Raw genomic sequence first — 12,640 nt, 5'->3', positions numbered from 1 at the left:
CCTAATGTTCCGCAAAACACAAGATGAAATCATGAGTCATTGGCATATTGGCTTAGAAACTTCTCAAGAAATATCTCTAACACACAATCATCAACACAACATTCCCCATACTCAACATAATGATTCTGAAGTAGCAACAAAACAGACTTATAATCCACAACAAACCACCACCAAGCCACTTTGTAGCTTTCTCTGTATTACTTACAATCATGTAGAATTTATTGAACAATGCCTTATAGGATTCTTAGAACAAGAAACTACTTTTCCTTTTGAAATCATTATTCATGATGATTGTTCAACAGATGGCACACAAAGAATCATTCAAGAATATCAAGCAAAATATCCTAAAATCATTAAAGCCCTTTATGAAGAAGAGAATCAATATAGCAAGGGGAGCAAAGGAAAACCTTTTTGGGCTCTCATGCACAAAATGGCTGGAAAATACATTGCCCTTTGTGAAGGAGATGATTATTGGAATGATCCAAAAAAAATACAAACACAAGTAGCTTTCTTAGAATCTCATAGTGAGTTTGTGGGGTGTTATCATCGGTGTCATACATTAGATTCTTCTGGAGTGCAAGAAGATAATGGTAGTAATCATCGAGATACTACTGCAGCTATGCTGCAATTTTTACAAACAACTATTTCTACAAGAACAGTTTGCTATCGCAACGTCATAGATTATTTAGAACCTAATTTACTGTTTTATAGTAGCAAAATAACAAACGGAGATACTTTCCTCTGGACATTGTTAGGACAACATGGTGATATGAAATACATAGACTCTATCGAGCCAGCCTATTATAGGCTTCATTCTGGGGGTGTATGGTCACCGTTATCTGCTAAAAGTAGATTCCAAATTCACGCTAAAAGTTTTTACTATATGTCAGAATATTATTCTCAAGCTAATAATCCTTTTGCGGCAAGTTTCTTCCTGCAGCTTTCTTTGCAGAATCTATGTGCAGCTAGTGATGCAAATTTAACACAAAAAGAAGTTGATTCTGTAATTAAGTCCCTGCTGATTAAACGGGGGGGGGGGGGCAACTACCCCTTAGGCGGCTTTCAGGCTACCTCTGTCAAACTTATTTTACGTCTTTTCTTCCCGAGAACACATTTCTTTATTATTCGCTTGCGAGACAAGTTCAGATTATACAGACAAAGGAAAGCAATAGCTTAGTCAACGATCTTTCATTTTTCATTGCAACACTTTACTTGTGCTGCATTTTGCTGCAATATTTTATTCGTGATTTTTATTTTCATAGTATAGATTATGTGCAACCTCTTTGTAGGTATAGAGGTATTGCCTAATGTTCCGCAAAACACAAGATGAAATCATGAGTCATTGGCATATTGGCTTAGAAACTTCTCAAGAAATATCTCTAACACACAATCATCAACACAACATTCCCCATACTCAACATAATGATTCTGAAGTAGCAACAAAACAGACTTATAATCCACAACAAACCACCACCAAGCCACTTTGTAGCTTTCTCTGTATTACTTACAATCATGTAGAATTTATTGAACAATGCCTTATAGGATTCTTAGAACAAGAAACTACTTTTCCTTTTGAAATCATTATTCATGATGATTGTTCAACAGATGGCACACAAAGAATCATTCAAGAATATCAAGCAAAATATCCTAAAATCATTAAAGCCCTTTATGAAGAAGAGAATCAATATAGCAAGGGGAGCAAAGGAAAACCTTTTTGGGCTCTCATGCACAAAATGGCTGGAAAATACATTGCCCTTTGTGAAGGAGATGATTATTGGAATGATCCAAAAAAAATACAAACACAAGTAGCTTTCTTAGAATCTCATAGTGAGTTTGTGGGGTGTTATCATGAGTGCATCATGCCTAGCAAAGATGGACACATATTGTATGATAATCTTGATACAGATAAAGAATCAAGCGGACTTGCATTACAGAAGCGAGAAGTTTTTATGTCTCTAAGGACGCTTTGTCATCGCAATGTAATTGATTATTCTAATCCTCTTATTGCGCATTACTTACAAAGAATCTTTAATGGTGATGTATTTATTAATGCGCTCTTGGGTGGTTATGGCAAAGTAAAATATCTTTCAAATATACTGCCGTCTTATTATCGTCTGCATGCAGGAGGTGTATATTCTTCGTTGGCTGATGAGGATAGAATAGCCAATAGCGTAAGAAGTTTGTACTATATTTCTTCTTATTATGCGCAAAGCAATGAATATAATTTAGCGAGCTTATGGCTTCAAGAATCAATTATGACGTTTATTAGGCAGCAGCCCATTGTTTTAACGCAAGTCGATTGCGAACGTCTTATCAAATCCTTATGGTTGCAATATCAATGCACATTGCCATTCAAATTGGCTTTTCGTATGGTATTCCCAAGTTTGCATAGAAAGATATTTGCATGTCGGGATTGGTTACGTAAATACCGTGCAAGTTTTTCTATCACAGCAGATGTTGAAAAAATCTATTATAAAGCATTTTATGAGAAACGAATACCAAAGACGTTGCGTAATTTTTTTGCTAGGAAGATTCAGAGATTCCAAAACAAGCGATTTACAAAATATCGTTTACAAGCCTTGCAAAAGAACATTGACACATTTTTACGCGCCGGTGTGTTAGGAGTGCAACCTCCACAACATAAAGGAGAAAAACCGCAGTTAATCGTTTCATTAACTTCATATCCTCAAAGAATCTATCAAGTCTACTATACTGTTTATTCATTGCTCACTCAAACCTATAAGCCCGATAAAATCATATTATGGTTAAGTAGCGATGAATTTCCGAATCGCCTGCAAGATTTACCGCATTCACTTGTTTGTTTGCGGCGATTTGGTTTAGAGATAGTTTGGTGTAGCGGCAATCTGAAGCCTTATAAGAAAATTATTCATGCTTTAGAAGCATACAAGGATTGTGCAATTGTTATTGCCGATGACGACGCCTTGTATCCTCGTGATTGGCTAGAGAAGCTTGTTTTTGCTTATAGAGAGAATCCCCGTTCTATCCATTGTCATCTAGCTAGTCGATTGAGTTTAGATTCCCATGGCAGTTTGATACCTTACACACAATGGAGTAGTGTAATACATACAGATTCTTTGCAAGATTCCACGTCATTTCTTTACTTAGCCAATGGTTTAGGTGGCGTACTTTATCCGCCAAATTCTTTATATCAAGATGTCTTAGATTCTAATCTTTTTACACGTTTATGCCCTTTGGGAGATGATATATGGTTATGGGCAATGGCACTCTTACAAGGCACAAAGATTCATGTTGTTGCAAATAATTACCACCAGTTTTTTATTACGGATTGGGCTACACAGGATACTGCCTTGTGGCGCGTAAATTGCGATGAGGGATATAACGATGTGCAGCTAAATAATATTTTAACGTATTACCCTCAATTACTTCAAATTTTGCAACAAGCTGCTCAAGAATTGCTTTCTAACAATATATCAGCAATAACAGATACGGGGGGGGGGGGGCAACACCGCTAACCTATAACTATTGCTTCATTAATCGTTGTCTTATCAATGATGATTCTATTCTTACAAATTTACTTTACAAAACCCTCTCTAATATTCATTCCAATAAAAGTTTGACTTATAGCCATCTAGCCTTTCTGTGTTTTTATCTCTATTTTTATTCTCACGCAAAAATAATAAAGTGTTACGTTTTATTATTGATTCTCTCTAAGCAAATCCATTTATTTTCTTTCTTTGTGGGTGCACAAACTTTCTTATTAACGAGGAAATACCCATGAAGAAAATATGTCATATTATGTGGCTAGATAAATTTATCCCCCCTTATATTGAATTTATTGAGACGTATTTGAATCCAGACGATCATACATTTCTAATCTATGGTGACGAAAGATATTTAGAATGGTATCCTTTGCCAAAACGGAAGAATATTGTTTTATTATGGGAAAGATTCCCTAATGTTTTTTTAAGAGATTTATATCTTGCTTGGCACATACAAAAAGCAGATAAGGTTTTTATACACGGGTTATGGGAACATAGAGCAAATCGCGTGTTGTGTTTTTTGTTTTGGAATCTTAAGAAGTGTCATTATGCGATTTGGGGCGGCGATTTATTTGAATATATCAATGGAGATAAGCAGGACCCATGGTATAAGAAAAAGGAAAAATATCGACGTTTTATTATTAAGAGATTTGGCTTTATTATCCCTGTTGTGTATGGTGATTATGATTTAGCAGTGAAATGGTATGGCGCAAAAGCTAAGATGCTCGAGCCATTCATGTATGTATCCTTTTATGAAGGCTATAAAGATATTCCCTTTAAAACGCATGGAGAAACTATTATCATTCAAGTGGGTAATTCTGCTGCGCCAACTAATTATCATGAGGAAGCACTCAATATGCTTAGTAAGCTGCCAGATAAAAACTTCAAGATTTATGCGCCGCTTTCTTATGGAAATATGGATTATGCGCAACGTGTTAAAACAACAGGAAAAGATCTTTTTGGAGAGAATTTCACTGTTTTAGAATCTTTTATGCCGTTTTCTGAATATCAAAATTTTTTGCAGAGTGTTGATATAGCCATTTTTAATCATAAAGAACAGCAAGCTATGGGAAATATTTTTGTTTTACTAGCATTAGGGAAGAAGGTATATCTCAATCCACATACAACACACTATGATTTCTTAGTACAAAAGGGCTTTAAGATTTTCGCTATCGAGAATTTTAACTTAGAGCCTATTTCTTATGTAGATTCTCAACATAACAGAGACTTACTTCTTAAGCTGTATAGTAAGGAGAAGCAAATTAGCAACCAACAATCGTTCTATAATTAGTCAAATCCCTATTTTTATTTTAAGTGTATAATTGTAGCCATATAGGATTATAAATTGTGGAAACTTTATGGATACTAAAAAGTTGATTATTGTTCTTGGGCTTGCTTGGACGATTGTTATTATGCTTGCCTTGCTGATTTTGCAGGACAAAAGCATAGAAGTTTCTAAAGCCCAATTACAAGAGTTTCTCAAAAAAGAACAGATAAGCGAGGTTTTTTTAGATTCTAAGGCACTTTTCTTTCATACACAGAATAATCAAATATATGCTTTGCCGTTACATTCATTTTTGCAAGATAATTTAGAATCTCTATTGCTTTTTGACGATGCATTTGTAGTTACTGACATTGCAAAGAAGGATCGGGATTTTAAAGATTCTCTATGTAAGGAAATTAACAACAACACAATAGTATGCGCCAAGCAAAAAACTGAACTTGCCGAGCCCTTTTTCTCCAAACCCAATATTCCTACCATTCAAGAGAAAGTAAGCTATACGGAAAAAGCCTTTTATTGTTTGTTGATTTTTTTACTAGGTTTTGTTGCTCTTGTGATGTGGTTTGTTATCTATAAGCGAAGAGAATCTATGCAAAGTGAACAAACAATTCGCTATGAAGGGACGCTGCAAGCACATTCCAATATGGAATATTTACAAGAAAAAGCAAGCCAATATAACGACATGTCTCTCTGCATTGCCCCAATGACTAGCACTATTCGTTTTAGAGATGTAGCGGGCATTACAGAAGTAAAAGATGAATTTTTAGAAATCATTGATTATCTTAAGAATCCCAAAAAATATCAAGATTTAGGGATATATCTTCCTAAGGGCGTATTACTTGCGGGACCTCCTGGCGTCGGTAAAACTATGATAGCTAAGGCAGTTGCCGGAGAATCTGGAGTCCCATTTTTTTATCAAAGTGGTTCTTCGTTTGTGCAAATGTATGTAGGTATTGGCGCACAAAGAGTTCGTGAACTTTTTGCGAGGGCTAGAGCAAGTGCACCTGCTATTATTTTTATCGACGAGATTGATGCAATAGGCAAAACACGCGGTCTTGATAATCACCAAGAGTGGGAATCTACATTAAATGAACTTCTTACGCAAATGGATGGATTTAGCGAACAAAGTGGTATTATTGTTATTGCAGCTACAAACCAAGTTGAAAATATTGATAGCGCGTTGCTTAGGAGCGGTCGCTTTGATAGACGAATCTTTGTAGATTTACCAGATATAAAAGAGCGAGAAGAGATTCTAAAAGTTTATTTACAAAATCGTACACACGATGTCAATATTTCAGAAATTGCAAAGCTTTGTGTAGGATTTAGTGGAGCAGATATTGCCTCTTTGATTAATGAAGCAGCACTTCATGCGTTACGTAATCAGAGAAATCGCATTCTTACAGAGGACATTATTATCATGAGTGATAAGATTATCTTTGGGACAAAGAAACAAAGCGCGCTCTCAAAAGAGCAAAAACGTATTATCGCCATTTATAACGCAGGCAAAGCAATTTCGCAATATTGGTTATTGCCAGATTTTGAAAAAGTTTCTTTAATTGCCTATACTAATACACAACAAGACATGTCTGACAATATTCCAGAGTGCGCGCTTAAAAGTGAAATTATCACTTATATCAAAGTTGCATTAAGTGGAAATATTGCCTTAGAAATAGAGGGATTAGAATCTGCCAATATTGCTAAATACGATTTAGCAAGGGCAAAGCAGATGGCAATGACTATGTGTAGAGATTATGGTATGGGAGTTACAATCATTGGTACACAAGAAGATATATTAGAGATTTTGACACAAGCTTATAATGAACATAGAGATTTTATGCAATCACACAAGCAGTGTATTTCTATTGTTGCCAATATGTTGCTTGAGAAAGAAAAATTGTCTAAAGAGGATATTCAACAAATTCTCGCAGTGTAATGATATTAATTATGAAAGGAATATAATGGATATTAGAAAAATGTATAAAGATTTTTTCCATAGTAAAGGACATACAATCCATGATTCTATGCCGCTTGTGCCCGATGATTCTAGTTTGTTATTTACTAATGCGGGAATGGTGCAGTTTAAAGATGTTTTTATAGGCAAGATTCCAACTCCCAATCCTCCCCGTGCTACAAGTTCGCAGCTATGTATTCGCGCAGGCGGTAAGCACAATGATTTGGAGAATGTTGGTTACACAGCCCGCCATCATACACTTTTTGAAATGTTAGGGAATTTCAGCTTTGGAGACTATTTCAAGAAAGATGCTATTGCTTACGCATGGGAGTTTGTAACGCAGATTCTGGGCTTTGATAAAAGTGTGCTGTATGTAACTATTCATGAAAGCGATGATGAAGCGTTCGAGTTATGGTGTAAGTACATTGAGCCTAGTCGCATTAAGCGCATGGGGGACAAAGATAATTTCTGGCAAATGGGAGATACAGGACCTTGTGGACCTTGTAGTGAGATTTATGTTGACCAAGGAGCGCAGTACTTTCATTCGAGTGAAGATTATTTCGGCGGGGATGGTGATAGATTCTTAGAAATATGGAATCTAGTTTTTATGCAATATGAGCAAAAAGACGGCATTCGTACGCCCTTGCCTAAGCCTAGCATTGATACAGGTATGGGGTTAGAACGTGTAGTGGCACTGCTAGAGGGAGAGTTGAATAACTTTGATACAAGTTTGTTTCGCCCTATTATTGATGAAATCGAAAGTTTAGTTGTTTGGGGGGTTGGTTATGGATTGCAAAAAGACAGAGAATCAAGCTCTGCACAGCGCAAAAAACAAAAACTCTATTTTACAGACAAAGAGCTTTTAGACAATAACAATTTATCAGAGGACAAACGTAAGGCAAGACGAGCAACGCAAGCTTCCTTTCGCGTTATTGCCGACCATGCACGTAGCGTTGCTTTTCTCCTCGCACAAGGAGCAAATTTTGATAGAGAAGGACGTGGATATGTGCTTCGTAGAATCTTACGTAGAGCTGTGCGGCATGGCTATTTGCTTGGATTAAGAGAGCCTTTCTTGTATCAAATAATTGCTGTGGTATGCGAATCTATGGGCAAAACTTATACCTATTTATTGGAACGCAAAGACATAATTATGGAACAATGCAAGGAGGAAGAGAAGCGATTCTTTGAGACGATTGAGAGCGGCATGAGTTTGTTTCATAAGGAACTAGATTCTATTAGGTTACATAAAGAGCAGCTTTTTAATGGAGAAGTGGCGTTTAAGCTTTATGACACTTATGGTTTCCCGCTTGATTTGACACAAGATATGTTAAGGGCGCATCATATCAAAGTGGATATGCAAAGCTTTGAATCTTGCATGGACAAGCAAAGGAATAGAGGCAAGGCAAGCTGGAAAGGTAGCGGCGACAAGATACAAGATGCTAATTTTAATTCTTTAATCAATAACTTTGATAAGAATGAATTTGTAGGCTATGAAACAATGAATGAAAGCTGTCAAATTAATGCGCTACTTGATAGTGATTTTGAGCAAGTGGAAAGCCTTGAGCGAGGGCAGGAAGGATGGGTTATGCTTGATAAAACACCTTTTTATCCCGAATCAGGCGGACCTATTGGCGATAGAGGAGGATTGTTTTTTGTGAAGCAGAGCCATGCAGACGACAACATAAAAGACGATAGGCGATATGAAAAATGTGCAGATGTGTTGGACACACAGAAGTTTTTTGATTTCAATCTTTCTAAAATTTTGCCCTTACAAACCTTGAGTGTGAATCAAAAAGTATTCGCGCAAGTGGATGACGCACGTTTAGAAATCGCAAAACATCACTCTGCTACGCATTTACTGCATTTTGCTTTACGTGAGATTCTAGGCACGCATATCACTCAAGCGGGAAGCCTTGTAGAATCTCATAGACTTCGCTTTGATTTCTCACATTCTAAAGCATTGAGTAGCGAAGAAATAGAGAGTATTGAGTCGCTTGTCAATGCAGAGGTTTGCGCAAGTAATCCACAGATTTGTGAAATAACTGACATACAAACAGCAAAAGCAAAAGGAGCAATAGCACTTTTTGGTGAAAAATATGGACAGAATGTACGTGTTGTTTGTTTTGGTGATTCTGTTGAGTTATGCGGCGGAATCCACGTGCAAAATACCGCGCAAATTGGTAGTTTTTATATTGTCAAAGAGAGCGGTGTAAGCAGTGGCGTGCGCCGCATTGAAGCAGTGTGCGGTGCGGCAGCTTACCGATACGGTAAAAGCATACTTCAAGAACTTAGCATGGCAAGAGAAAGCTTAAGAGTGCAAAACATTATACAGGGCATTGAGAAGCTCAAAAATCAATTGTTAGAATGTAAAAACAGGGCAAAAAGAGCACAACAAAGCACAACAAGTTTTGACTTTGAGGAGATAAATGGTGTGCGACTCATTGTCTCGCAGTTTGATAATGCTCAATCAAATGAAATAAAAGAAGCCGTTGATAACGCGAAAAACGTAAATGATAAAGTCGCTATTTTGCTACTTACAGAATCTAAAGGTAAAGTTACGATTACGGCCGGAGTTAAGAATGCGCAATTAAAGGCTGGAATATGGGTTAAAGAAGTCGCAAAAGTCTTAGGCGGGAATGGTGGAGGACAAGATCATTTTGCCACTGCAGGCGGACGTGATGTTTCTAAGATTAGTGAGGCATTGGCGAAAGCGAGAGAAGTAGCTAGAAGAGAAATTTTACAAAATTAAAGAATAATGAAATACAATGTCGCGATAAGCTCTCCATGAGAAAATTGACACAATGGTATATGCCAAGTGAAAAGCGATAAGAATCTTTGCGAGGCAAGAGCTATTGTGTCAAGCCCAATAAGATAAATAGAGCAACGGCTTTCTAAAACAGGCAAAAATCACGAGCAACATCCCCAAAAATCCCCTTATAATACCCTTATTCTAAGCCGTAGGTCAGAGGTTCGAATCCTCTTGGGCGTACCATAATTCATTATTTCTTCATTCTTTATTTCTTTCCCGGAAATTTTGTAACATTATCTCTCATTTTAGATTTCCAAGAGAGATTATCTATGAGTATTTTAGTAACTTTTTGTATGGTTTGCCCTTGTATTTTGATGAAAGGGAGTACTTATTTCATTTTACTTGTGCTAAATTAGAGAAAACCTCAATAAAGGAGCGAATATGAGACATGGTGATATTTCAAGTAGCCCCGATACTGTGGGCGTTGCAGTTGTTAATTACAAAATGCCACGATTGCACACAAGAGCGGAAGTGTTAGAAAACTGCAAAAACATTGCAAGTATGATTAAAGGGATTAAGCAAGGAATCCCGGGCTTAGATTTAATTATTTTCCCAGAATACAGCACGATGGGAATTATGTATGACAGGCAAGAAATGTTTGATACAGCAGCGAGTATCCCCGGAGATGAAACGAGAATCTTTTCTCAAGCTTGTAAGGAAGCCAAAGTTTGGGGTGTGTTTTCGCTAACAGGAGAAAAGCACGAGCAACATCCCCAAAAATCCCCTTATAACACTTTGATTCTCATTAATGATGAAGGGGAGATTGTGCAAAAATATCGCAAAATTATGCCGTGGTGTCCTATTGAGGGTTGGTATCCGGGGGATAAGACCTATGTGGTGGAAGGACCTAAGGGCATTAAGGTTTCTTTGATTATTTGCGATGATGGGAACTATCCAGAGATTTGGCGGGATTGTGCGATGAAAGGAGCAGAGCTTATTATCCGATGTCAGGGCTATATGTATCCTAGTAAAGAGCAGCAAGTTACTATGGTAAAGGCTATGGCGTGGGCGAATAATTGCTACATTGCTGTGGCTAATGCAACAGGCTTTGATGGGGTTTATACTTATTTTGGACATTCTAACATTATCGGCTTTGATGGCAGGACATTAGGAGAATGTGGCGAGGAAGAAAATGGGATTCAATACGCACAGCTTTCTTTGCACGAAATCCGAAACGCACGCAAATACGACCAAAGCCAAAATCACCTCTTTAAATTACTTCATCGCGGATATAGCGGGATCTTTAACAGCGGTGATGGCGATAAGGGCGTGGCGGATTGCCCCTTTGACTTCTATAAGCAATGGGTAATGGACGCAAAAAAGGCGCAAGAAAATGTCGAAAGCTTTACGCGTCAAACTATCGGTGTGGCGGAATGCCCTGTGGGGAATTTGCCACATCAGGGCAAAGAAAAAGAGAGATAGCCTGTGCCTTTTATCACCGATAAGCTAGAGGCTTTAAAAGAGCAAAATAAAGAATCCAAAGCCACTCCTAATGCGTCAGAGCCACAGGTGTCAAACCCAAGTGATAAGGGATACGGCTTTAGAAGCAGGTTTGATTTCTCTATCAAATCTGTTATGCAACAGCTTAGAGCCAATATCATCGGGCAAGACAAAGTCTTAGGGCAGATTGAGCAAATGCTACAAATCATCAAAGCCGAACTAAGCGACTCCCAAAAGCCGCTAGGTGTAGCCTTGTTGCTAGGACCCACAGGAGTTGGCAAAACATCAACGGCGAGACTTCTAGCCAAAGCCATTAGTGGCAATGAAAACAATCTTTGCCGCATTGATATGAATACCCTCTCCCAAGAGCATTATGCTGCCTCGCTTATTGGTGCGCCACCGGGCTATGTGGGGAGCAAAGAGGGGAATACGATGTTTGATGCTAATCTCATTGCTGGGAGTTATTCAACCCCTTCTGTGGTGCTGTTTGATGAGCTTGAGAAGGCAAGTAATGAGGTTTTGATTGCCTTGCTTGATGTGCTTGATAGCGGGGAGCTTAGGCTTACCTCTGGGGTAAAAACGATTAATTTTAGAAATTCTATTATCCTTATGACAAGCAATTTGGGCGTTAAAGAGCTTTTTAGCTATCAACAAAAGTCCAAAAAATGCAGCCCCCAAAAAGAGCAAAAAATCATTCAAAAAGCCCTAGAAAAGAAATTTTTACCTGAATTTATCAATCGCATTGATTCTGTGATTTATTATCAAAGCATTCCAAAGCAACAGCTTCTTGATATTATTGATTTGGAGATTAAGTTACTTCAAGAACGCACTTCTCATACTATCATTCTAAGCGATGATGTTAAAAATAGCTTAATGGAGCAATATGATATTCGCTATGGTGTGCGAGATGTCAAGAGATTGCTTTTGCATCATATTTTTCCTTTGGTCGCGCAACGAGTCTTAGAATCTAAAACTCAAAGCATTATCCACAAAAACAAAGGCAAGTTTTTAGTCCAAGATGATAAAAATGAGTAGAATGTAGTAATTTTTGATGGGATATAAACTTTAGCATAGCAAAAATACTACAAAAGCTTAGAAAATTACAATGCGAATTTGGAATCAAATCCTTACATTTTTCATTGAATTATTTGTGTCTCTCAAAGGTATCGCTAGAAAGGAATTTGTAAATTAAAGAGCAATTAAATGTCGCGCAAAAAGGCAAAGGCAAACACGAATCTCAAAGACACAGACAACCCTAAAGCACGTTATGAGTAGCTTATTAATATTGTGCCTTATGGAAGTCGCAGGTATTTGCATTATTACAAAGAGTATTTCATGCAGGACGCGATTCATTTAGAGAGCAAGAACTGGACTTATGCACAGCATAAGGTGATAAATACGAAGCCTACTTTGCAAGACTTTAAAATATGTGTGGGCGAATGTCTCGCTTGGGAAGTAGGCAATGATTGAATTTAAGATTCAAAAAGGAAACTTGTCGTGTCTCAAGCATTGCAACGCAAGGCTGAAGAATCTCAAACCCCCGCATCATCATTCTAAAGAAGCACAAAGTACGATTGAATAATTTCTATTATCAAATCTTAGAGTTTAAGGCAACACAAGGGAAATCAGAGGGCTAA

General features: G+C 37.5%; 8 protein-coding genes. All 8 read left to right on the top strand.

Translation table 11 applies throughout. The features are described 5' to 3' along the window. Positions 1–1,177 (top strand): glycosyltransferase family 2 protein (locus CQA66_RS06695; RefSeq protein WP_147289214.1); only part of this gene is annotated, 1,177 nt, incomplete at its 5' end. A 130-nt stretch (positions 1,178–1,307) separates the two neighbouring features. Then, on the top strand, positions 1,308–3,494 hold the full coding sequence (locus tag CQA66_RS06690; RefSeq protein ID WP_115582574.1) for a glycosyltransferase family 2 protein: 2,187 nt from the start codon (positions 1,308–1,310) through the stop codon (positions 3,492–3,494). A gap of 262 nt (positions 3,495–3,756) precedes the next feature. Beyond that, complete coding sequence (locus CQA66_RS06685) at positions 3,757–4,812, top strand: TDP-N-acetylfucosamine:lipid II N-acetylfucosaminyltransferase family protein (protein WP_104763667.1); 1,056 nt, start codon at positions 3,757–3,759, stop codon at positions 4,810–4,812. 67 nt (positions 4,813–4,879) lie between these two features. Then, positions 4,880–6,736, top strand: coding sequence for an AAA family ATPase (locus CQA66_RS06680; protein ID WP_233707792.1), 1,857 nt, complete (start codon positions 4,880–4,882; stop codon positions 6,734–6,736). A 25-nt stretch (positions 6,737–6,761) separates the two neighbouring features. After that, complete coding sequence (gene alaS / locus CQA66_RS06675; RefSeq protein WP_104763668.1) at positions 6,762–9,503, top strand: alanine--tRNA ligase; 2,742 nt, start codon at positions 6,762–6,764, stop codon at positions 9,501–9,503. Positions 9,504–9,944: 441 nt separating this feature from the next. Beyond that, a complete protein-coding gene (locus tag CQA66_RS06670; protein WP_104763669.1) occupies positions 9,945–10,985 on the top strand; it encodes an aliphatic amidase in 1,041 nt (346 codons plus the stop codon). Between the two features lie 3 nt (positions 10,986–10,988). Continuing rightward, the gene (locus CQA66_RS06665) at positions 10,989–12,038 is read left to right on the top strand and encodes an AAA family ATPase (protein ID WP_104763670.1); all 1,050 of its coding nucleotides are present in this window, start codon (positions 10,989–10,991) and stop codon (positions 12,036–12,038) included. Positions 12,039–12,338: 300 nt separating this feature from the next. Then, positions 12,339–12,473, top strand: a complete 135-nt coding sequence (locus CQA66_RS09605) for a hypothetical protein (protein ID WP_267892949.1) — start codon at positions 12,339–12,341, stop codon at positions 12,471–12,473. The last annotated feature ends 167 nt before the right edge of the window (positions 12,474–12,640 follow it).

Source organism: Helicobacter aurati (genome assembly GCF_003364265.1).
Lineage (GTDB): Bacteria > Campylobacterota > Campylobacteria > Campylobacterales > Helicobacteraceae > Helicobacter_A > Helicobacter_A aurati.
This window is presented reverse-complemented; position numbering and strand designations above follow the sequence as displayed.